This window comes from Pseudomonas brassicacearum (genome assembly GCF_003732225.1).
Taxonomy (GTDB): Bacteria; Pseudomonadota; Gammaproteobacteria; order Pseudomonadales; family Pseudomonadaceae; genus Aquipseudomonas; species Aquipseudomonas brassicacearum_E.
This window is the reverse complement of record NZ_MOBJ01000001.1, coordinates 212,044-235,747: the sequence shown is the minus strand read 5'-3', so window position 1 is coordinate 235,747 and position 23,704 is coordinate 212,044. Positions and strand designations below refer to the sequence as shown.

The following is a 23,704-nucleotide window of genomic DNA, read 5'->3' as shown; positions in this document are numbered from 1 at the left end:
GCACTCCACAACCCTGTGGGAGCGAGCTTGCTCGCGATGGCGGTAGTGGCCGCTGCTAAAGATCAAAGGTTGCCGCGAAGCGGCATAACCGCGCCGGTTTTTCGTCTTTGACACAATCGCCCATTTCCCTCTGATCCCCCTCAAGTCCTTTGTTTAGAGGGCTTCGATCCTCTGTGTGGAAGTTGGTCTGCAAATTGCTTGAGGCTCAGCAGTACAGCGGTGGGCGGCAAACGTCCGACATGCAGAGGAAAGACTGTGGACAAGTACCTTTATGTGGCAATGACCGGCGCCAGCCAGAACGCACTGGCGCAAAAGGCTCATGCCAACAACCTGGCGAACATCTCCACCAACGGTTTTCAGAAGGACCTGGAGCAGGCGCGATCGATGCCGGTGTTTGGTGACAGCTTTCCGGCGCGCGCGTTTGCCATGACCGAACGCCCGGCCACCGACTTCTCTCCTGGCGCGATGATTCAAACCGGTCGCGACCTCGATGTAGCGGTCCAGGGCAACGGCTGGATTGCCGTACAGAACCCGAACGGTGGCGAAAGCTATGTGCGCACCGGCAGTCTGAATGTCGACGCTCTGGGTGTGCTGCGCGCCGGCAACGGTATGCCGGTGATGGGCAACGGCGGTCCGATCGCCGTGCCGCCCGAGCAGAAAATCGAAGTGGGTCAGGACGGCACGATCAGCATTCGGGCAATGGGCGAAGGTCCGCGTGTCATGGCCGAGGTCGACCGCATCAAGCTGGTCAATCCGGACATCAAGAACATGACCAAGAGCCTGGACGGCACGATCCAGACCGCAGACGGCAAGCCGGCACCGGCCGATGCCAATGTGCAGCTGGTGTCGGGTTTCCTTGAGTCGAGCAACGTCAACGCCGTTGAAGAGATGACCTCGGTGTTGGCCTTGTCCAAGCAATTCGAGCTGCACATCAAGATGATGAACACCGCCAAAGACGACGACCAAGCCATGGCTCGGGTCTTGCAGATCAGCTAATTATCAGAACGTCGCGCCGTAAAACAGGCGCACGAGGAGAATCGAATGCTTCCGGCTCTATGGGTTGCCAAAACAGGTCTGTCCGCCCAGGACACCAACCTGACGACTATTTCCAACAACCTGGCGAACGTATCGACCACGGGTTTCAAACGTGATCGTGCCGAGTTCCAGGACTTGTTGTACCAGATCAAGCGTCAGCCAGGCGCCCAGTCGACCCAGGACAGCGCATTGCCGTCGGGTCTGCAATTGGGTACCGGTGTGCGCATTGTCGGCACTCAGAAAAACTTCACCGCCGGTAGCCTGCAAACCACCGACCAACCGCTGGACATGGCGGTCGACGGTCGCGGTTTCTTCCAGATCCTGCAGCCGGATGGCACGACCGCCTACACCCGTGACGGTACGTTCCACCTGGACTCCAATGGCCAGATCGTCAATGCCAGTGGCTTTGCTCTCGAGCCGGCCATCGTGATTCCGAACAACGCACAGACCTTCACGGTCGGTCGTGACGGCACAGTGTCGATCACTGTTCCAGGCGCCGCCGCCGCGCAAGTGATCGGCAACCTGCAAACCGCCGACTTCATCAACCCGGCCGGCCTGCAGGCCATGGGCAACAACCTGTTCCAGGAAACTGCCGCCAGCGGTGCGCCGCAAATCGGCACCCCGGGCCTGAACGGTTTTGGTACCACGCTGCAGAACACCCTGGAAACCTCCAACGTCAGCACCGTTGAAGAGATGGTCAACATGATCACCACTCAGCGTGCCTACGAGATGAACTCCAAGGTGATTTCCACCGCCGACCAGATGCTCTCGTTCGTAACGCAGAATCTGTAATCAAGTCTATGAGGCGGCATGAAGCCGCCTGCAACACCGTGAGGTAGGGTCATGAATCGCTTTGTATCTGTTCTCGCACTGAGTGGGATCGCGTTGCTCGCGGGCTGCGTCGGCCCGACGCCGAAGCCCAATGACCCGTACTACGCGCCCGTGTTGCCTCGTACACCACTGCCGGCAGCGGCGAACAACGGGTCGATCTATCAGGCCGGTTTCGAGCAGAACCTGTACGGCGACCGCAAGGCTTTCCGGGTCGGTGACATCATCACCATCACCCTGAACGAGAAGACCCAGGCCAGTAAAAACGCCAACTCCCAGGTGGACAAAACCAGCAAGACCGGACTCGGTCTGACCTCGTTGTTCGGTGGCACTCCGGCCACCAATAGTCCTCTGAGTCTGAGTGCAAATTACAGCGGTGACCGCGCAACCAAGGGTGACAGCAAGGCAGGGCAGGGCAACAGCCTGGTCGGTTCGATCACCGTCACCGTGGCCGACGTGCTGCCCAACGGCATCATTGCCGTGCGTGGCGAGAAGTGGATGACCCTCAACACCGGTGATGAGCTGGTGCGTATTGCCGGTCTGGTCCGGGCGGACGATATCGCCACCGATAACACGGTGTCGTCGACGCGTATCGCTGATGCGCGCATCACCTATTCGGGCACCGGTTCGTTTGCCGATGCGAGTCAGCCAGGCTGGTTCGACCGTTTCTTCTTAAGCCCGTTGTTCCCTTTCTAGGTGATGAAACGACTCATGTTTAATTTCAAGCACCTGATGGCGGCCATGTTGTTGCTGTCCACCTCCCTCGGCGCTCAGGCCGAGCGGTTGAAGGACATCGCCAGTATTTCGGGCGTGCGTTCCAACCAATTGATCGGTTACGGCCTGGTCGTCGGGCTTAACGGCACGGGTGACCAGACCACGCAAACTCCGTTCACCCTGCAGACCTTCAACAACATGCTCTCGCAGTTCGGCATCAAGGTACCGGCGGGTTCGGGTAACGTGCAGTTGAAGAACGTCGCGGCGGTGTCGGTCAGTGCCGATTTGCCGGCGTTCGCCAAGCCGGGTCAGCAGGTCGATATCACCGTGTCCTCGATCGGTAACTCCAAGAGCCTGCGCGGCGGCACCTTGTTGCTGACGCCGCTCAAGGGTATCGACGGTAACGTCTATGCGATCGCCCAGGGCAACCTGGTGGTCGGTGGTTTTGATGCCGAGGGTCGCGACGGTTCGAAGATCACCGTCAACGTTCCGTCGGCTGGTCGCATTCCGGGTGGTGCTTCGGTCGAGCGTTCGGTGCCGAGCGGTTTCAACCAGGGCAACAGCCTGACCCTGAACCTCAACCGCTCCGACTTCACCACCGCCAAGCGCGTCGTCGACAAGATCAACAACATGCTCGGCCCGGGTGTTGCGCAGGCGATTGATGGCGGTTCGATCCGCGTCACCGCGCCACTCGATCCAAGCCAGCGCGTCGACTACCTGTCGATTCTGGAAAACCTCGAAGTCGATCCGGGTCAGGCGGTGGCCAAGGTCATTATCAACTCGCGGACCGGCACCATCGTGATCGGTCAGAACGTCAAGGTTTCACCGGCCGCCGTGACTCACGGCAGCCTGACCGTGACCATCACCGAAGACCCGATCGTCAGTCAGCCAGGGCCTTTGTCCAACGGTCAGACGGCAGTCGTGCCGCGCTCCCGGGTCAATGCGCAGCAAGAAGCCAAGCCAATGTTCAAGTTCGGTCCTGGCACCACGCTGGACGAGATTGTCCGGGCGGTGAATCAGGTTGGCGCGGCGCCGGGTGACTTGATGGCGATTCTCGAAGCCTTGAAACAGGCTGGCGCCCTGCAAGCCGACCTGATCGTGATTTGATATGGCGAACATGGATCTTCACAAGAGCGGGTTGGTCAGCAGCGGCGATTCGGGTTCGTACTCGGACCTGAACCGGCTTAACCAGCTCAAGGTCGGCGACAAGAACAGTGATGCGAACATGCGCAAGGTGGCGCAGGAGTTCGAATCGCTGTTCCTCAGCGAGATGCTCAAGTCCATGCGCTCGGCCACCGAAACGCTGGGCAAGGACAATCCGCTCAACACGCCTGCGGCCAAGCAGTACCAGGAAATGTACGACCAGCAGCTGGCGGTTTCCATGTCTCGTCAGGGTCATGGTATCGGTCTGGCCGACGTGCTGATGCGCCAGATGTCGAAGAACAAGCCGTTGGCTCCGGGCGAGGCCGCGGCGATGTCTGCCGCCAAGCAGGAAGCGGCGAAAGCGGCGGTGACGACTCCGGTGGCTGCCGGCACCGTGGGCACCAATGGGCCGTTGTCGCGGGTTAATGGCGAGCGTCCGTTGTGGGCTTCGCGGTCGGTCAAGGCGCCGCTATCAACGGCCGATCACCGTAATGACGTGGCGCTGCTCAACCAGCGGCGACTGGCGCTGCCGCCGAAGCTCGCGGATCGCTTGCTCGCCGGTCTGGTGCCGTCGGCATCGACGACCGCTGCGACCACAGCGACGGCGCTCAACAACATCCCATCGCCTCAGGGTACCAAGACCGGTTCAGGTCCCCTGTTCAATGGCGATTGGCTGGCCTCGCAAACGGATTCGGCATCGAGCGGGCAGATGCAGATTTATGGTCGTGCCATGGCTCAAATACCACTGGCGCCGGCGAAGAAAACCTTCAGCTCTGCCGACGAATTCGTCAACACCATGATGCCGATGGCCAAAGCGGCCGCTGACCGTATTGGCGTCGATCCGCGCTATCTGGTTGCCCAGGCAGCACTGGAGACCGGCTACGGCAAATCGGTCATGCGCGCCCAGGATGGCAGCAACAGTCATAACCTGTTCGGCATCAAGGCCGGCAGTAGCTGGCAGGGCGATTCGGCGCGGGCGATCACCAGCGAATTCAGAAATGGCGCGATGGTCAAGGAGACGGCCGAGTTCCGTTCCTACGACTCTTATCAGGACAGCTTCCATGACCTGGTGACTTTGTTGCAAAGCAATAATCGCTATCAAGATGTTGTGAAGTCGGCCGATAACCCAGAACAGTTTGTACGCGAGTTGCAAAAGGCCGGGTATGCAACCGACCCGAACTACGCCAGCAAGATTTCGCAGATTGCCAAACAGATGAAGAGTTACCAGAACTACGCTGCGGCGGGCTCTTCCACGACGCCTTTATAGGCATAAGGTATAAGGTCTGAACCATGAGTTTGCTCAATATCGGGATGTCGGGGTTGAATGCGGCCTCATCGTCTTTGGCGGTGACCGGCAACAACATTGCCAACGTTGATACGGCCGGCTACTCGCGCCAGCAAACCGTGCAGACCAGCAAGTCCTCGATTCAGTACGGCAACAACGTATTCATTGGCACGGGCACGACCCTGGCGGACGTGCGTCGGGTGTACAGCGCGTACCTCGACACCCAGTTGCAGACCAGCACTTCGCTTAACGGCCAGGCATCGTCCTACCTGGGGCAGGTCACGCCGGTCGACACGCTGCTGTCTGACAAGGACACCGGCCTCAGTGGCGCGCTGCAGAAGTTCTTCACTTCCCTGCAAAGTGTCGCGACCACGCCTTCCGATGATGCGTCCCGCCAATCGGTGATGACCAATGCCAAGGCCCTGAGCGATCGCTTCAACTCGATTTCCAAGCAGTTGAACGACCAGAACACCGGTATCAATTCCAACCTGTCGGACATGGCGTCCCAGGTGAATAAGCTGGCGAGCTCGATCGCCCAGTACAACCAGCAGATTTCTCAGACATCGGGTAGCAACACCAGCAACAGCAGTGGGCCGAGCGACCTGCTCGACAAGCGCAACGAGGCGGTGCGTCAGCTGTCCGATCTGGTCGGTACTCAGGTTGTCGAGCGTGGCACTAACTACGATGTCTACATCGGCAGTGGTCAGCCGCTGGTGATGGGCAGCACCACCAACACCCTGCAAACCGTACCGAGCAAGACTGATCCGAGTCAGTCGATGCTCCAGATGAACCGCGGTTCGAGCGTCATCGATATTACGTCGGTGGTGACGACGGGGCAGATGGGTGGTTTGCTGAGCTATCGCAGCGAAGTGCTCAACCCGGCAATCAATGAGTTGGGACGCGTGGCGCTGGTTGTTGCCGATCAGATGAACCAGCAGCAGGCCCAGGGCATCGACAAGAACGGCAACTTCGGCTCGGCGATCTTCAGCAACATCAACAGTGCCACGCTGATCTCTCAGCGCAGCATTGCCCAGGCAGGTAACAGCGCCGGTTCCGGTAACCTCAATGTCACCATCAACGACACGGGCAAGCTGACCACCAACGATTATCAGGTGACCTTCACCAGCGCCACGAATTACAGCGTCACGCGCTCCGATGGCACCAACATGGGTGCCTTCAGCACCACCACGACACCGGCTCCGGTAATCGACGGCTTCAGCATGGCGCTCAATGGCGGCGGGGCCATGAGCGCCGGCGACACCTTCAAGGTGACGCCGACCCGCAGCGGTGCCAGTGATATCCAGACCGTGATCACCGATCCGAAAACGCTCGCCGCGGCCGCGCCTCTGAGCGGTGTCGCCAGTGCCAACAACAAAGGCACCTACAGCCAGCCAACGTTGACCAGCACCCTGGATATCTACAACCCGGCGGCCAATGCCGACCTGCAAACCGGGCTCCAGTATTCGACACCGGTCAAAGTGGTGTTCGATCCCGCGGCTGCCGGGACTCAGGGTTATAAGCTTTACGATGCCAAGGGCGTCAGCATGGGGACGGGCACCATCGTTCCTGGCCAAAGCAATACCCTGAGCCTGCAAGTGAATATGGTCGATGGCACAGGTGCCCCGATCCTGGACGGCGCGGGGGTACAGAAGACGTTCTCGGTTCAAACCACCGTCAGTGGCTCGCCTGCTTCGGGTGAAAGCTTCAGTATCTCGTTGACCGGTGCCAACTCCTCGGACAACCGTAACGGTACCGCGCTGGTCGGCTTGCAGACCAGGCAGACGGTGGAAACCGGCTCGGCGAGCAAGGGTGTGAGCATCTCGGATGCTTACGGCAAACTGATTTCCAATGTCGGTGCCCAGGCTGCTCAGGCCAAGTCTGACGGCGACGCCGCCTCGGTGATTCTGACCGGCGCCAAGAGTGCCCGCGATGCTCTGTCGGGTGTCAATCTCGATGAAGAGTCCGGCAACCTGGTGAAATACCAGCAGTACTACACAGCCTCATCGCAGATCATCAAGGCTGCGCAGGAAACTTTCAGCACGCTGATCAACAGTCTTTAAGGAGTCGTAATTCATGCGCATTTCTACCGCCCAGTATTACGAAACGACCGCTGCCAACTATCAGCGTAACTACAGCAACGCACTGCAGACCAGCGCCGAAGCGAGCAGTCTGACCAAGGTCAACACCGCAGCCGATGATCCGATTGGTGCTGCGCGTTTGATTCAGCTCGGGCAACAGAGTTCGATGCTGGATCAGTACGCTGGCAACATCAGCAACCTCAAGGGTTCGTACAGCCAGGCCGAAACCGCCTTGAGCGCCATTGGTACCGCCTTGCAGCGAGCCAAGGAGCTGACGTTGGGTGCCAGCAACGGCACGCAGACCGATGCCGATCGTCAGGCCGCGGCCCAGGAGTTGGGGCAGATCCAGGACCAGGTGTTCGGTCTCATGAACAGTCAGGACGCCAATGGCAACTACCTGTTTGGCGGCTCCAAAACCAGCACGCCTCCGTATACCGCAAACTCCGATGGCACCTACAGCTACAACGGTGACCAATCCGATCTGAATCTGGCCATCGGCGATTCCATGTCGGTTGCCAGCAACATTACCGGTTGGGATGCTTTCCAGAAGACCGTCAACACCAGTCGCTCTCTGACCACCATGACCGCACCCGCGGTGGATGACGGTCGGGTGACGCTGTCCAGCGGCCAGATCAGCAATAGCGCAACGTTCGATTCCAAGTTCGCGGCAGGTCAACCTTATACTGTGAATTTTGTCAGCAGCACGCAGCTGCAGATCACTGATGCGCTGGGTAACGATGTCACTGCCGAGGCCAGCCAGAACGGTGTGATCAGCAATAAAGACGCGTCTAACCAGACGGTCAGTTTCCGCGGCGTGGACATGACGCTGAACATCAATCTGAAGCCTGGCGATGCCGTTCCGGACGCAGTGATTGCCGGCCATAGCTTCCAGTTGGCGGTCAAGCCGGACACTATCAACACTTCGCGCAGTCCGGGCAACCCGTCCGTGGCGGTGATCTCCGGTGCCACCCAGACCAACTCGACCGCCTATAACAGCACCTTCCCGACGGGCGGGGCGATCCTCAAGTTCACCAGCGCCACCGCTTACGATCTGTATGCATCGCCGATCACGGCGAACAGCAAACCGGTTTCCTCGGGCGTCATGGCGGGCTCTACGGCGACAGCGGCAGGGGTCACTTTCACGCTCGGCGGTACTCCAGCCGCCGGCGATCAGTTTGTTGTCCAGCCCAATGATCACCAGACCCAGAACGTTCTGGACACCCTGAGCCAGTTGCGTACGGCGTTGAATACCCCGGCAGATAACAACGCAGTGGCCTTGCAAAAAATGCAGGCAGCTGTCGCCTCGGGCATTGGTAACCTGGACACTGCGCAGGCGCAGCTGGGTTCAGCCATCACTGCCGTGGGCGTGCGTGGTCAGGCCCTGGATGATCAGACGGCAACCAACCAGAGTCTGAGCCTTGCCAACACGGCCAGCCAGTCGGCTATCCGCGACTCTGATCCGGCGGCGGTCATGACCCGTCTGACGCTGCAGCAAACCATGTTGCAGGCCGCGCAACTGGCGTTCAGCAAAATCAGTCAGCTGGGTCTGTTCAACAAGATCTAAGGGGGCCTGGCGCGAAAGCGTCCGGCCGTAAACCGCCGAATACCAATCGCCTTTTTTCAGCGGTTTCAGGGGCTCACCCGACCGGGTGAGCGTCCGCCGCTTGAGAGCCCCGCCGTGAATCCAGTCCCGTTAGTCAGCCTCGTCATTCCCGCCTTCAATCCACGCTTCTTCGCCCAGTCCCTGCGCAGTGCCCTGATCCAGCAATACGCCAACCTCGAAATCATTGTGTGCGACGACAGTCGCGGCGATGAGATCCAGCAGGTTGTCGAGTCGCTGACGGGCGACGCAGCGGAGCGCGTGCGGTATGTACGAAACCCGCAGACGTTGGGGTTTGTCGGCAATCTGCTGGCGTGTCTGGGTGAGGCAAAGGGCGAGTACATCAAGTTCCTCTGCGATGACGATCAGCTATCTCCTGCGTGTATCGAGCGTCAGGCGCAGGTCCTGACCGAGCAGGCGGACATCAATCTGGTGCTGGCCCAGCGGGTGTTCTGGGATGCTGACGATCACCCGTTGCCGTCACGCCTGGAGAACAGCACGCTGTCGCCGGTTTGCGGGATATTCAAGGGCGATGACCTGCTGGCGATTTTCGAGAGCTTCCCGGTCAACTTCCTCGGTGGTTTCAGCAGCGCGCTGTTCCGCCGCAAGGATATGCAGGAGCTGATGCCCGCCCTGACTCAGCCCGGCCATTGCTTTGTCGCGTCGCTTGATCTGGCCTTGTACATCTGCCTGATGCGCCGGGGCAACATGGCGCAGCTCAACTACGTGTTGAGTGTCGAGCGCTTGCATCCGGAGCGTTTGATTCGTCAGCAGCCGATGATAGATGCGGCGGCGCTGGAAAAACACTGGCTGGTGCAAATGCTCAAGGTTCGTGGTGGCGAGGGCGCGCCTGCGGCGGGTTGGGTCCGTTACCTGCCGTTGAGCCGCGCCAGCGAGGCACCGCGTGTCTGGGACGAGCTGCCGCTGAGTCGAACCCTGGGCACCCGCCAGGCCAACCAGGAATATCGGATTGGCATCGCCAGCGAGAGTTTTCCCCAGCTGTACACGCAATGGCTGGCGTGCCGCACACTCAGTGAGACTCAGCGGCGTCTGTTGCCGGAAACCGTGGCCGGTTGGGCGCGGCAACCGAAAATCGTCCCGATCATCATCGATGAGCAGGCCAGCCGAGCCAATCTGGATCTCACCCTTAAAAGCCTTGCCGGTCAGCTTTATGCGCCGGAGCTGACCCTGGTGTTGTCCAGCGCCTGTACCGAAGCTCAGCTCGATGAGCGGGTGTTCAACCTGCCGTTGCAGGAAGACTGGTGCGCGCAACTCAACGCATTGCTGGCGCAACTCGACGGCGTCGACTGGTTCTACGTGCTGCGTGCCGGCGATCGTCTGGTGGAGCCGGCGCTGTTGCTGCTGGCCGAGCGCATCAGTGCATCACCGAGTGCATTGTGTGTGTATGGCGACGAAGGCGGATTGCGTGATGGTGAATCGGCAGACCCGGTTTTCAAGCCGGATTTCAACCTGGACCTGATGCGCAGTTATCCCTACGTCGGGCGATCCCTGGCGTTCCAGCGTGAGCGTTTCCTGGCGCTGGGTGGTTTCAATTCAAGCTACGGCGAGCTGGCGCCTCACGATGTGCTGTGGCGCATGGTCGAGGATGACGGCATCAAGGTCGTCGAACATATTGCCGAGGTGATGCTGGAGTCGACATTCGGCCTGGCACAGTGGCTGGCGCTGCCCGAAGTCATTGAGCTCAACCCGCAAGTGTTGGAGGCGCATCTTCAGCGATTGGACGTTGCCCACGAGATTCGCCAGGGCAGTTTTACCTTGCTCAATCGTGTCGATTACCTGCACGCGGATCGGCCGCTGGTGTCGATCATCATTGTCTGCAAGGACCAGTTGGCGGTGCTGCAGCGCTGTGTCGAAAGCCTGTTGGAGAAAACTGCCTACAGCGAGTACGAGTTGCTGCTGGTCGACAACGGCAGTGAGTCTGCGCAGACGCTTGAGTGGCTGAGCGCCATGGCGCAGCTGGGCTCAGACCGGTTGCGGGTGCTGACGTATCCGCAGCAGGGGAATGTCGCGGCGACGCGCAACTTCGCGGCGCAACAGGCTCGTGGTGAATACCTGCTGATGCTTGACCCGTATGTGGTGGTCACCCGTGCGGACTGGCTGGATGAGTTGCTCAATCATGCGCAGCGTCCAGAAGTCGGTGTGGTCGGGGCCAAGCTGTTCAATCCTGACGGTTGCGTGCTGCATGCCGGTCTGATTCTCGGGCTGCATGGGCCGGCCGGTTCACCATTTTTCGGTGACTCGCTGAACGCCGCCGGCTACATGCACCGGTTACAGGTGGTTCAGGACTTGAGCGCGGTCGGAGCGGATTGCCTGATGGTGCGCAAGGCGATATTCGAGAGTGTCGGAGGGCTTCAGGCGGAGGATTTTGCCTTGACCCTCAACGAGGTGGACCTGTGTTTGCGGGTCCGTCAAAACGGCTATCTGGTGGTGTGGACGCCGTACGCCCAACTGGCCCTGGGGACACAGCCCGCGGCGGCACCGGACAAAGCCGAGCAGGCGCTGCGCACGCAAGAACAGGAAACCTTCTACCGGCGCTGGCTGCCCGTCGTTGCTCGCGACCCGGCGTACAACCCGAACCTGATGCTGAATACGCTGGGAGGCTCCAGTTACAGTCTGGAGCCAGGCTTGCGCACCGGCTGGAGCCCGTTTTCCGTTCGCCAGTTACCGAAGGTCATGGCGTTGCCGGTCAATTCCTCGGCGGTCGGTCACTATCGGGCGATCCAGCCGCTGGTCGAACTGGAGAAGGCCGGTCGGGCGACCGGGCGGATCTACTACGACCTGCCGTCGGTCATCGAGATCGAGCGTGAGGCACCGGACGTGATCATTTTGCAGGGGCGCTACAGTGAAGGGCCGATCAACGAGATTGCTGCCTTCAAGCCCTATACCAAGGCCCGACTGATTTACGAACTGGATGACTATGTCATCAAGGCGCCGAAGAAGAACTTGCACATTCGCAATATGCCGGACAACGTCGAGATGGAGCGTCTGGTCCGTCGCGGCATCGGCCTGTGCGATCGGGTGGTGGTTTCAACTCAACCACTGGCCGATGCGTTGTCGTCGATGCATCACGACATTCGGGTCGTGCCGAACATGCTCGCGACTCATCTTTGGGATGGTCTGCGCAGTCAGCGTCGCACCTCTAAAAAGCCACGGGTTGGCTGGGGTGGCGGTACCAGTCACTCGGGCGACCTGGCGATCATTGCCGATGTCGTTCGCGAACTGGCCAACGAGGTGGATTGGGTGTTCTTCGGTATGTGTCCCGAAGAGTTGCGCCCTTACATGCATGAGTTCCATGGCGTGATCGATCTCAGTGTCTACCCGGCGAAACTGGCCAGCCTGAACCTCGACCTGGCACTGGCACCGCTGGAGTTTCATATCTTCAACGACTGCAAGAGCAATCTGCGTCTGCTGGAATACGGCGCCTGCGGCTACCCGGTGGTCTGTACCGATACCGAGGCGTATCGGGGTTATCTGCCATGCACTCGGGTTGTCAGCAACAGCACCGATGAGTGGTTGCAAGCCATCCGCATGCACCTGGCCGACCCGGACGCCAGCTACCGCATGGGCGATGAACTGCGCGAGGCGGTGCTGCGCGACTACATGCTGCGCGGAGATAACGTGCGGTACTGGGAAAATGGCTGGTTGGCCGACTGACGCCCGCTTACCTTCGTAGGAGCTGCCGCAGGCTGCGATCTTTTGACCTTGGCGGCCTGGCAGCCGACCAAGCTCTCGCAGATGTACACAGTCCAACTGTGGGAGCTGGCTTGCCTGCGAAGGCGGCCTGACAGCCGGCCAATCTCTCGCAGACGTACACCAATCAACACTGTGGGAGCGAGCTTGCTCGCGATGGCGGCCTGATAGCCGACCAATCTCTTGCAGGTGTACATATCCATTCCTGCGGTAACGGCCACTTAGGGTTCCGCCCTTACGGCGAGTCCCTTTTTCAAACGCCAAAAAGGAACCAAAAGGCTTCGCCCCAAGCGTACGGCACCTCGCCTAGGCTCGGCGTACCCTCACTCCGGCATTCATCAGGGGGCATCGCCTACGGTCTGCTTCGCGACGACCTCCTCTCGATGTGTCCGGCTGCGCCGTACGGCGCTGCGCGCCAACCCCCTGCTGAACACCTCCACTCGGCCTCCCGAAAGGGGCGGGTGGATCAAGATCAAGAGCTGCAGGCGAGCTAACGCTCGGCCTGTTGAGTGGTGAAGGCGAGCCACTTCATTGCGGGCGGTTGATATCCGTAGCTGGCGCAGGCTTCGGTTCCCGTGTCAGCGCCAGCTGGCGCGTTTCCTGCAAGTCCCCCTGAAAATCGCCATAAATCGAGCATGTGCGGTGCAGCCGGAAGGTGATGGGTGCAGCCTCATACGATTTATCCAGACGGTCGCAAAGCCTTGCAGGGCTTGGGCTGGCCCTGTGACGAACAAGAGGGGACAAGATGAAGGCAGTTATTCTGGCGGGTGGCCTGGGCACGCGGATCAGCGAAGAGTCGCACCTCAAGCCCAAGCCGATGATCGAGATCGGCGGCAAGCCAATTCTCTGGCACATCATGAAGCAGTATTCCGCACACGGAATTCACGACTTCGTGATTTGTCTGGGCTACAAGGGCTACGCGATCAAGGACTTTTTCGCCAACTATTTCCTGCATACCTCTGACGTCACGTTCGACATGTCGAACAACCGCATGGACGTTCACCAGAACTACAGCGAGCCTTGGCGTGTCACTTTGATCGACACCGGCGAAGAGACCATGACCGGTGGCCGTTTGCGTCGTGCCAGCCGCTATCTGGAAGATCAGGAAGCGTTCTGCTTTACCTATGGTGACGGTGTTTCGGACCTGAATATTGGCGCGCTGGTGGATTTCCACTTGAGCAGCGGCAAGCTGGCCACGGTCACGGCGGTGCAGCCACCCGGACGTTACGGCGCGCTGGAACGCGACGGCGATCTGGTGCGCGGTTTTACCGAGAAACCTCGCGGTGATGGTGGCTGGATCAACGGTGGCTTCTTTGTCTTGTCACCCAAAGTGCTGTCGCTGATCAAAGCCGACGAGACGGTCTGGGAATCCGAGCCGTTGATGACGCTGGCTGCCGAGGGGCAACTGAATGCCTTCCAGCACGATGGTTTCTGGCACCCGATGGACACCCTGCGTGACAAGAACCATCTGGAGCACCTGTGGCAGAGCGGGGAGGCCCCATGGAAACAGTGGGACTGAGTTCGCAATTCTGGCGCGGCAAGCGGGTACTCGTCACCGGGCATACCGGTTTCAAAGGCGGTTGGTTGACGCTGTGGCTACACAGCCTGGGGGCTGAGGTCACGGGCTTTGCCCTGGACCCGTCCACCGAGCCGAGTCTGTTCGAACTGGCGCGCGTTGCTGAAGGCATTAATGACCAGCGCGGCGACTTGCGTGACCTGGGTGCGTTGCTGGAGCTGATCGCCGAGGTTCAGCCAGAAATCGTCCTGCATCTGGCAGCGCAACCATTGGTGCGCGAAGGCTACCGTGACCCGCTCGGGACTTACTCGAGCAACGTCATGGGCACGCTCAATCTGCTGGAAGCGATTCGCCAGATTGGCGGGGTACGTGCGTGCGTGCTGGTGACCACCGACAAGGTCTACGCCAATCAGGAATGGCTGTGGCCCTATCGCGAGAACGAAGCCCTTGGCGGCCATGATCCTTACAGCAGCAGCAAGGCGTGCTGCGAATTGTTGGCACAGTCTTACGCGGCCTCGTTTTTCCCTGCCGAGCGGCATGCCGAGCACGGTCTGGCATTGGCCACGGCGCGGGCCGGGAATGTGCTCGGTGGCGGTGATTTCGCCCCGGAACGGTTGATTCCCGATGTGCTCAAGGCGTGGTCGGCGAATGAGCCGGTGACCCTGCGTTACCCACAAGCCGTTCGCCCTTGGCAGCACGCGCTGGAACCGCTGGCCGGTTACCTGCAATTGGCGGCGGGTCTGTATGAGCACGGCCCGCAATTCGCCGGTGCGTGGAACTTCGGGCCGAGTGAAGGCGACATGTGCAGCGTCGGTGAAGTGGTTGAACTGCTCTCCAAACGTTGGCCGCACGCGCGAGGTTTGCGTGTCGAACCGAGTGAGTTGCATGAGGCCGGCCTGTTGCGCCTGGACAGCAGTCGCGCCCGTCAGTTGCTGGCATGGCAGCCGCGCTGGTCGCTGCAAGACTGTCTGACGCACACGCTGGATTGGCACCTGGCCTGGGAAAATGGCGATGACATGCGAGCCATCACGCTGAATCAGCTGAACCTGTATCGGGGGCTGCGGTGAGTGAATTTCGCATCAGTGCGTTGCCTCTCCGGGGCTTGTTCAGTGTTCAGCACAAACGCCATGAAGATCAGCGCGGGCACTTCGCCCGGCTGTTCTGCGAGGGCAGCCTGAGCGCCTTTGGCGAGCCGTTCCATATTCGTCAGATCAACCAGTCCTGCACCCGTGAGCGCGGTAGCGTGCGCGGTTTGCATTATCAGAATGCCCAGGCCCCGGAAGCCAAGCTGATCACCTGCCTGCGCGGTGAAGTCTGGGACGTCGCGGTCGATCTGCGACCGGATTCGGCGACCTTTTTGCAGTGGCACGCCGAGCACCTGCGCGCCGGTGATGGTCGCAGCCTGTTGATTCCTGCCGGTTTCGCCCATGGCTTTCAGACCTTGAGCGACGATGCCGAGCTGCTCTATTTGCACAGCGCCGATTACGCCCCGGATCACGAGGGTGGCCTGTCGGTGCTCGATCCGCGTCTGGCGATTGCCTGGCCCGAGCCTGTCAAAAATCTGTCGACCCGGGATGCCGCTCATCCCTGGCTTGATGACCATTTCCCTGGAGTGCGTCTATGAACTGCCGAGGTTGCGGCACCCCGTTGGCGTTGCCGTTGATCGATCTGGGCACCTCGCCGCCGTCCAATGCGTACCTGCGGGCCGAGCAGTTGGAGCAGGCCGAGCAATGGGTCCCGTTGAAAGTTGCGGTCTGCCAGGAATGCTGGCTGGTACAGACCGAGGACTACACCAGCGCCGACAGTCTGTTCGATGCCGACTATGCGTACTTCAGTTCCTTTTCCAGTACCTGGCTGGCCCATGCCGATCGGTATGTGGCCGAGATGGTCGAGCGTTTCGGGCTGACCGCCGACAGTCGTGTCGTGGAAATTGCCGCCAACGATGGCTACTTGCTGCAGTACGTTGCACAACGCGGTATCCGTTGCCTCGGCGTCGAGCCGACCCGCAGCACGGCACAGGCCGCGCGGGAAAAAGGCCTGGACATACGCGAGCTGTTCTTCGGTCGCGACAGCGCCTCGCAGTTGCTGAGCGAAGGCTGGGGCGCGGACCTGATGGCCGCCAACAATGTGCTGGCGCATGTGCCGGACATCAATGATTTCCTCAGCGGTTTCGCGACGCTGCTCAAACCCACGGGCGTGGCGACGTTCGAGTTCCCGCAGCTGCTGACGCTGATGGCCGGGCAGCAGTTCGACACCCTTTACCACGAGCATTATTCCTATTTGTCGCTGACCGCCGTACAGCGTTTGTGCGAGTGCAATGGTCTGGAAGTTTTCGATGTCAGCGAGCTGCCGACCCATGGCGGATCGCTACGGGTGTTCGTGCAGCGTGCCGATGGTGTGCGCCGTGAAGTGACGCCTGCAGTGCAACAACAGTTGCAGGTCGAGCAGTTGGCCGGGGTGAAAACCGCTGCCTACTACGCGACCCTGGCCCCGGCCGCGGAACAGATCAAGCACGGACTGCTGCGTTTCCTCTTGCAGGCCAAGGCCGAAGGTAAACGCGTAGTCGGTTATGGCGCCGCCGCCAAAGGCAACACCTTGCTCAACTATGCCGGCGTCAAGCCAGACCTGCTGGCCTGGGTGGCGGATGCCAACCCGCACAAGCAAGGCAAGTTCTTGCCGGGCAGTCGCATTCCGGTGGTGTCTCCCGAGCGGATTGAAATCGAGAAACCGGACTATGTCCTGGTGCTGCCATGGAACCTGCTGGACGAGATCACCCAGCAATACGCGGTTGTCCGCAGTTGGGGCGCGCGTTTTGTCGTTGCCATTCCGGAGTTGAGCTTCAGATGAGCCGAATTCACTACACCAAGCCCAGTGTGGGCGAGCTGGAAGCCAAGTACGTGCTGGATGCTGTGCAGCATGGCTGGGGCGAGCGTTGCTACGAATACATCACACGTTTCGAGAAGTCCTTCGCGCAGCATATGGGCGTGCCCTATGTCATCGCGACGTCCAGCTGTACCGGAGCCCTGCACATGGGCATGGCCGCACTGGGGATCGGCCCGGGCGATGAAGTGATTCTGGCCAACACCAACTGGATCGCCTCGGCGGCCCCCATTGATTACCTGGGCGCGACGCCGGTTTTTGTCGACGTGTTGCCGGACAGCTGGTGTCTGGACCCGGAGCAGGTCCGGCAAGCCATTACGCCACGGACCAAAGCCATCGTGGCGGTGCATTTGTACGGCAACCTGTGCGATCTGGACGCGTTGCTTGCGATCGGTCGCGAGCACGGGATTGCGGTCATCGAAGACGCTGCCGAAGCCATCGGCTCGCAATGGCGTGGTAAAGCCGCGGGTTCGTTGGGGGCCTTCGGCGCCTTTTCCTTTCATGGCACCAAGACCATGACCACCGGGGAAGGCGGGATTTTCGTGACCTCGGACAAGGCGCTGTATGAACGAGTGCTGACACTCTCCAACCACGGTCGGGTCAGTGGTAGCACGCGTCAGTTCTGGCCGGATTTCATCGGTTTCAAATACAAGATGAGCAATCTGCAGGCCGCTATCGGTTGCGCCCAGATCGAACGTGTCGATGAGCTGATCGACCGCAAACGCGCGATCTTCGATCGGTATGCCCAGGGACTGCTGGATATCCCGTTGCTGTCCATGAACCCGCAACCGGAGCATTCCAGGAACGGTTACTGGATGCCCACGGTGGTGTTCCATGAAAGCACCGGTATTACCCGAGAGCTGTTGATCGAAGCCTTTCAAGCGGCGGATATCGATGCCCGGGTGTTTTTCTGGCCGTTGTCGGCGTTGCCGATGTTTGCCGATAAGCCGGTGCACACGCCGACGGCTTTCTCGCTGTCGGAGCGGGCGATCAATCTGCCGAGCTACCACGATATGACCGACGCTGATCAACAGCGGGTGATCGAGGTGATTCGCACGGTCTGCCAGCAAAGGAATGTGCTGTGAAGGTCTACCTGTTGGGCGCGGCGAACCCTGAAGCAGTGCGCATGATCGGCTCCGTCAAACGGGCCAACCCTGCTGTGGAATTTGCCTTTCTCGACAACGATGCAGCCAAGCACGGCACGCTGTTTCATGGCGTGCCGGTGATCGGCGGCGTAGAGCGTGTGGCCGACTTGAAAGGCCCCGACACGCACTTCGTGAACCTGATCACCCGCGACACCAAAACCCGTTACGAGACGACACGGCAGATCATCGAGGCCGGCGGAACGCTGGGCAACTTCCTGCACCCCGGTATCGATCTGAGCATGACGCGCATGGGCACCGGCAACTATCTCCAGGAAGGCGTGATCATTCAGGCCGAAGTGTCCCTGGGCGATAACAGCAGCATCAGCTACGGCAGCCTGATCGGGCACGAAGGCCGGATCGGGCATAGCGTGTTCATGGCGCCCGGCGTTGCTATCGCCGGCTGCGTCGAAGTGGCTGACGGCGCTTTCATCGGCACCAACGCCACCATTCTTCCGCGTTTGCGGATAGGCCGCTGGGCAACGGTCGGCGCCGGCGCCGTGGTCACCCGGGACGTTCCCGACTATGCAGTCGTCGTCGGCAATCCCGCACGAATTATCAAGACTCAGGCTGTCCCTTATCGGGACGGTCGGGTTTTCAACTAACAACACCCCGTATCGGAGCGTTTGCATGAATCCTCATGAGCAGTTTCGCGAAGAAGTAAGCCAGAACATCGAAGGCTTGCAGCAGGACAAAAAACTTCAGTCCGAGTCGCTGGACTGGGTCGGTGTCACGGCCAAACACAAATACACCTACAACTTCAGCTGGATGGGCCGGCCGATCATTCAGTTTCCTCAGGACATGGTTGCCATGCAGGAAATCATCTGGGACCTGCGCCCGGATGTGATCGTCGAAACGGGCATCGCCCACGGCGGCTCCCTGGTGTTTTACGCCTCGATGCTGGAACTGATCGGCCACGGCGAAGTGCTGGGTGTGGACATCGACATTCGTCAACACAACCGCGAAGCCATTGAAGCCCACCCGATGGCGCGACGCATCAGCATGATCCAGGGTTCGAGCATCGATCCGGCCATCGTTGATGAAGTGCGTGCGCGGGTTGCCGGCAAGAAAGTGCTGGTAGTTCTGGACTCCAACCACACCCACGAACACGTCCTTGAAGAATTGCGCCTGTACGCGCCGATGGTTTCGCTCGGCAGCTACTGCGTGGTGATGGACACCGTGGTCGAAGACATGCCGCAAGACGCTTTCCCGGATCGTCCGTGGGGCAAGGGCGATAACCCGAAAACTGCTGTCTGGGCCTACCTGGAAGAAAACCGCGACTTTGAAATCGATGCGCGGATTCACAGCAAGCTGCTGATCACCGTGGCGCCGGACGGCTATCTGCGTCGGGTTCGTTAAGCAACGACATCATTGTTGAGTTCATCGGGCGATACGCCGGTTGTGGGGAAAGACTATGCAAGGCAAGTACGGTTCTGAAAGCGGATTACCATTGAACGAGTTGTTGACGGTGGTACTCATCACCCACAACCGCCCGGCCTTCGCGCGCCGGGCGGTGAAGTTCTACAGTGCCTTGCCTTGCAGGATTCTGGTGCTGGACTCTTCGACCCAGGTCACCGATGGCATCGACGGCGTGTACCCCTCGGTCGACTATCAGCACCTGCCGCAGTACGGTTATTGGGGCATTCGGGCCAAGCTCGACTATGGCGTACAGCAAGTCACCACGCCCTACATGGTGTTTGCCGCCGACGATGACTTCATCGTGCATGACGCCCTCGACGCTTCGGTGTCGTTCCTGGAAGCGAATCCGGATTACGGCATGTGCCATGGCTATTGCCTGATGTACCTGACCCTGGCCAACAGCGTGAGCTACTACCGTCGGGACAAGAAGGTCTGTGAGGACTATTCATCCGAGCGCGCGCAGGACCGGGTCATCGACTTCATGCATCAGTACATCCCGCCGTTCTATGCGGTTCACCGCACTGAGCTGTTGCGTGACTGGTACGCGCTCATGCCGGAGAACACCATCTTCGAATGGCAGGAAATCGGCCATGCGTACTACATGCTGGCAATGGCCAAGGCGCGAATTCTGCCGATCCCGTATGTGGTGCGAGAGGTCAATTACCTTGAGTCGGAGCACAACACCGAGATCTACAGCACCCTGACCCTCGCCGATGCCAAATCGGTAGCGGATCGTGAAGCGTTCGCCCAATTGCTGGCGACGTTGCCGAGTACCCGCACCGGTCTTGATGTGGAGCAGGCCAGGCAATTGGCACTGGACAGTTTCGAGGCGCTGGCCGACAGCTTGCGCAACCGTCGGGCGTTGACTGCCGAGCCGATTTTCGAATCGCGCTGGAACAATGTGCAGAAGGGGCCGGACCGCCAATTCGGGCTTTTGCAATACGTCGAAATGCCTTTCTACAATCAACAGTTCTTCGACCTGTTGAGCCAGTTTGAATTTCTGCTGCACGCCATGCCGGCCGGCCGCGTTCAGCTTCAGGGGCTCGAAGGTATCTGGACGATGCAGGCTGACATGATGCGGCCACGCAATAACGACACCCCTGAAAGCGTTGTCGAGCGCCTGGGGTACGCGTACGCCAGCAACCCGTTCAACCGTCAGGTGGTCAAGCGTCTGGCGCAGCAGTTGGAGCTTCTGGGCGAAGCGGACGACGCGCGGGACATGTTCGCCTGGGCCGAGCGTCTGGACGCAGTGTCGACTCAAGGCAATGACGAGGTGTTCGGTGCCATGCGCTCCGGTCGCCTGCTCAAGTGGCTGGCGGCGCGCACCCCGGACGCTGACGAAGTCGCTGCGACGTCGCGTTATCTGGCTGCCCACAACGGCGGTCCACAGTTCGGCATTCTGGTGCTGGATCTGGACAACGACGCGGCCAAGCTACAGATCACCCTCGACAGTCTGCTGGAAGGTCACAACCACGCCTTCAAGATTGTGGTGTTCACCACGGGCGAGCCGCTGGCGGCAACGACGGTGCACAACACCTTGCACTTTGTCTGCGTGACGCAGGCCAACTATGTCGACAAGCTTAATCAGATCACGCGTCAATCGCCGTGCGACTGGTTGCTGCTGGTCGAGGCGGGGGACGAGTTCACCGCTGGCGGTTTGTTGCGTGCAGGTCTGGAACTGCACGCCGCGCCCGAATGCCGAGCGGTGGCAGCGGACGAGATTCAGCGTGACACCACTGGCGCGCTGATCGATGTGTTCCGTCCAGGCTTCAACCTCGACCTGCTGCAAAGCCTGCCAGCGCTGATGGCGCGGCATTGGCTGATCCGCAAGGATGTGTTGTTGGACGCGGGCGGTTACCAGGCCGACTTCAGCAAGGCGCTGGAGTTCGACTTGCTGCTGCGCATCATCGAGCAGGGCGGCCTGGCCTGGCTGGCTCATCTGGACGAACCGTTGCTGATCGCCCGGGCGCCGGTGCTGGAAGACAATGCCCACGAACGTCAGGCGTTGATCCGTCATCTCGCGACCCGTGGCTACAAGGCGCAAATCAGCTCCGCCGAGCCTGGTACTTATCAAATCGATTACCGTCACACCGAGCGTCCGCTGGTGTCGATTATCGTGGCGAGCCAGGACAATCTGGAGCAGCTGCAACGGTGCCTGACCGGGATTGTGCAACGAACCCGCTACACCCGTTACGAAGTGCTGATCGCCGACAACGCGAGCCAGTCACCGGACATCCAGCAATGGCTGGACAGCCTCGGGCAGCCGGGCGACAAGGTCCGTGTCCTGCGGGCGCACGAGCGTCTCAGCCTGTCGGCGTTGTATAACGAGGCCAGTCAGCAGGCCCAGGGTGAATACCTGGTGCTGCTGGCGGCAGACAGCGAAGTGGTCAACCCGAACTGGCTCGATTCCCTGCTCAACCAGGCCCAGCGCCCGGAAGTTGGCGTGGTCGGCGCCAAGCTGCTGGATCGCGACGGCAAAGTGACTCAGGCCGGGCTGATTCTGGGCATGAACGACGGCGTCGGTTCGGCCTTCGTCGGCGAGCCGAAGGATGCCAAGGGCTACCTGAATCGCCTGGTGCTGGAGCAGAATTACTCCGCCGTCTCGGCGGTGTGCCTGATGATCCGCAAAGCGTTGTTCGACGAGGTTGGCGGGTTGGACGAACACGCGTTTGCCAACACCTACGGCGATGTCGATTTGTGCCTCAAGGCCGGTCAGGCCGGCTATCTGGTGGTGTGGACGCCGCAAGTGCAGGTCATCCATCCAGGCACCTTGCCCGATGCACCGCAGGCACTTGCGGCCTTGCGTGAAAAATGGGCCGGGCCGTTCCAGCATGATCTGGCGTACAACAAGAACCTCGCCCTGACCGGCAAGGGTTTCACCCTTGGCAATGCGACCAGCGTGGATTGGGCGCGGTTGCTGGTTTAAGTCTGGCGTAACGGTAGAGGGGCGCTGTCCATGTTCATTGGCAAATTGATTCTCGCTTCCGGCAACTGCCGGGAGTGTCTGGATGGGGTATGGATGAGCGGGTTCCCGTCATGCTGACCTATCAGATTCCTTATGGTTGCCAGAGCATCGAGCAAGCGGATATCGATGCGGTGGTGCAGGTGCTCCAATCACCCTGGTTGACCCAAGGGCCAACCATTGCGCGTTTCGAGAGCGCGATGGCCGAACATTGCCAGGCTGATTTTGCCGTGGCCGTGTGCAATGCCACGGCGGCGTTGCACATTGCCTGTCTGGCGGCAGGGTTGGGGCCGGGGGATCGGTTGTGGACCAGCCCGAATACCTTCGTCGCGTCCGCCAACTGTGGGCGCTACTGCGGGGCCGAGGTGGACTTTGTCGACATCGATCCGCTGACCTTGAATCTCGACGCCCGGTTGCTGGCAGCAAAACTTGAAGTTGCCGAGGCCGCTGGACAAATGCCCAAGGTCGTCGTGGCAGTGGCCTTTGCCGGCCAGAGCTGCGACATGCGCACCCTGGCCGCGCTGGCCGAGCGTTACGCTTTCACCTTGATTGAGGATGCCTCCCACGCGGTGGGCGCTTCGTATCTGGGGCGACCGGTGGGGTGTGGTGAGTTTGCGGCAATGACGATTTTCAGTTTTCATCCGGTGAAGATCATCACCTCGGCCGAAGGCGGCATGGTGTTGACCAATCGCCCGGAACTGGCCGAGCGCCTGCGGCGCTTGCGTAGCCATGGGATCACCGGCGATCCGGCGCAGATGGACGTGCCCGATCACGGCTTGTGGTATTACCAGCAACTGGAGCTGGGCTTCAATTACCGGATGACCGACCTGCACGCGGCCCTGGGGCTATCGCAGATGGCCCGGCTTGACAGCTTTGTCGCCAAGCGACGTCAATTGGCCGCCCGCTATGACCGTTTGCTGGCGGATTTGCCGCTGGTATTGCCGGTCGCCCAAGCGGGCGCCGAATCAGCGTGGCATCTGTACGTGGTGCGTTTGCGGCTTGACGAGATCAGTGTCACGCAGCGCGAAGTATTCGATACGCTGAGAGCTGCCGGGATCGGTGTGAACCTGCACTATATTCCCGTGCACCTGCAACCGTACTACCGCGAATTGGGCTTTGAAGAGGGTGATTTCCCTGAAGCCGAACGTTATTTCAGAGAGGCAATCAGTTTGCCGCTATTCCCGCTTCTAAGCGATGAGCAGCAGGATTACGTGGTTGAGCAATTGCGCCGGCTGATCGAATAAATATTGCTCAATAGCCCGTAGGAGCTGCCGAAGGCTGCGATCTTTTGATCTTGTTTTTCGGCGATCTTGAAAAGATCAAAAGATCGCAGCCTTCGGCAGCTCCTACGGGGATAGCACCAGGCCATAGTCATGAGCGGATGGGAATGT

The 23,704-nt window shown here is 60.2% G+C and carries 17 protein-coding genes; all 17 read left to right on the top strand.

All coding sequences use genetic code 11. The annotated features are described in order from the left end of the window. Positions 1-255 precede the first annotated feature (255 nt). A complete protein-coding gene (locus BK659_RS01170; RefSeq protein WP_123423358.1) occupies positions 256-996 on the top strand; it encodes a flagellar basal body rod protein FlgF in 741 nt (246 codons plus the stop codon). 45 nt (positions 997-1,041) lie between these two features. Further along, entirely contained in the window at positions 1,042-1,827 is a 786-nt protein-coding gene (gene flgG, locus BK659_RS01165) for a flagellar basal-body rod protein FlgG (RefSeq protein ID WP_054596270.1), read from the top strand. A 51-nt stretch (positions 1,828-1,878) separates the two neighbouring features. Then, positions 1,879-2,559, top strand: a complete 681-nt coding sequence (gene flgH, locus BK659_RS01160; RefSeq protein ID WP_123423357.1) for a flagellar basal body L-ring protein FlgH — start codon at positions 1,879-1,881, stop codon at positions 2,557-2,559. 15 nt (positions 2,560-2,574) lie between these two features. Further along, complete coding sequence (locus tag BK659_RS01155; protein ID WP_123423356.1) at positions 2,575-3,684, top strand: flagellar basal body P-ring protein FlgI; 1,110 nt, start codon at positions 2,575-2,577, stop codon at positions 3,682-3,684. 10 nt (positions 3,685-3,694) lie between these two features. Further along, positions 3,695-4,987 (top strand): flagellar assembly peptidoglycan hydrolase FlgJ, encoded by a 1,293-nt coding sequence (flgJ, locus tag BK659_RS01150; protein WP_123423417.1) that lies wholly within the window; start codon positions 3,695-3,697, stop codon positions 4,985-4,987. A 23-nt stretch (positions 4,988-5,010) separates the two neighbouring features. Continuing rightward, positions 5,011-7,065, top strand: coding sequence for a flagellar hook-associated protein FlgK (gene flgK / locus BK659_RS01145; RefSeq protein ID WP_123423355.1), 2,055 nt, complete (start codon positions 5,011-5,013; stop codon positions 7,063-7,065). 13 nt (positions 7,066-7,078) lie between these two features. Continuing rightward, a complete protein-coding gene (locus BK659_RS01140; RefSeq protein ID WP_123423354.1) occupies positions 7,079-8,647 on the top strand; it encodes a flagellar hook-associated protein 3 in 1,569 nt (522 codons plus the stop codon). 114 nt (positions 8,648-8,761) lie between these two features. Then, a complete protein-coding gene (locus BK659_RS01135; protein WP_123423353.1) occupies positions 8,762-12,358 on the top strand; it encodes a glycosyltransferase in 3,597 nt (1,198 codons plus the stop codon). Positions 12,359-13,139: 781 nt separating this feature from the next. After that, positions 13,140-13,913, top strand: a complete 774-nt coding sequence (gene rfbF / locus BK659_RS01130) for a glucose-1-phosphate cytidylyltransferase (protein WP_103315589.1) — start codon at positions 13,140-13,142, stop codon at positions 13,911-13,913. Further along, positions 13,895-14,977: a CDP-glucose 4,6-dehydratase gene (gene rfbG, locus BK659_RS01125; RefSeq protein ID WP_123423352.1), complete on the top strand. Its 1,083-nt coding sequence runs from the start codon at positions 13,895-13,897 to the stop codon at positions 14,975-14,977. Before rfbF ends, rfbG begins: the two co-directional genes overlap by 19 nt. Then, positions 14,974-15,534 carry a dTDP-4-dehydrorhamnose 3,5-epimerase family protein gene (locus tag BK659_RS01120; protein ID WP_123423351.1) on the top strand — a complete coding sequence of 187 codons (561 nt, stop codon included), beginning with the start codon at positions 14,974-14,976 and terminating at the stop codon, positions 15,532-15,534. Before rfbG ends, BK659_RS01120 begins: the two co-directional genes overlap by 4 nt. After that, positions 15,531-16,757, top strand: a complete 1,227-nt coding sequence (locus BK659_RS01115) for a class I SAM-dependent methyltransferase (protein ID WP_123423350.1) — start codon at positions 15,531-15,533, stop codon at positions 16,755-16,757. The genes BK659_RS01120 and BK659_RS01115 overlap by 4 nt, the downstream gene beginning before the upstream one ends. Next, positions 16,754-17,875: a DegT/DnrJ/EryC1/StrS family aminotransferase gene (locus BK659_RS01110; protein ID WP_123423349.1), complete on the top strand. Its 1,122-nt coding sequence runs from the start codon at positions 16,754-16,756 to the stop codon at positions 17,873-17,875. Before BK659_RS01115 ends, BK659_RS01110 begins: the two co-directional genes overlap by 4 nt. Beyond that, positions 17,872-18,537, top strand: coding sequence for an acetyltransferase (locus BK659_RS01105; RefSeq protein WP_123423348.1), 666 nt, complete (start codon positions 17,872-17,874; stop codon positions 18,535-18,537). Before BK659_RS01110 ends, BK659_RS01105 begins: the two co-directional genes overlap by 4 nt. A gap of 25 nt (positions 18,538-18,562) precedes the next feature. Further along, positions 18,563-19,291: a cephalosporin hydroxylase family protein gene (locus BK659_RS01100; protein WP_123423347.1), complete on the top strand. Its 729-nt coding sequence runs from the start codon at positions 18,563-18,565 to the stop codon at positions 19,289-19,291. A gap of 55 nt (positions 19,292-19,346) precedes the next feature. After that, positions 19,347-22,277 (top strand): TIGR00180 family glycosyltransferase, encoded by a 2,931-nt coding sequence (locus BK659_RS01095; RefSeq protein ID WP_123423346.1) that lies wholly within the window; start codon positions 19,347-19,349, stop codon positions 22,275-22,277. A 110-nt stretch (positions 22,278-22,387) separates the two neighbouring features. Beyond that, on the top strand, positions 22,388-23,557 hold the full coding sequence (gene pseC / locus BK659_RS01090) for a UDP-4-amino-4,6-dideoxy-N-acetyl-beta-L-altrosamine transaminase (RefSeq protein ID WP_123423416.1): 1,170 nt from the start codon (positions 22,388-22,390) through the stop codon (positions 23,555-23,557). Positions 23,558-23,704 lie beyond the last annotated feature (147 nt).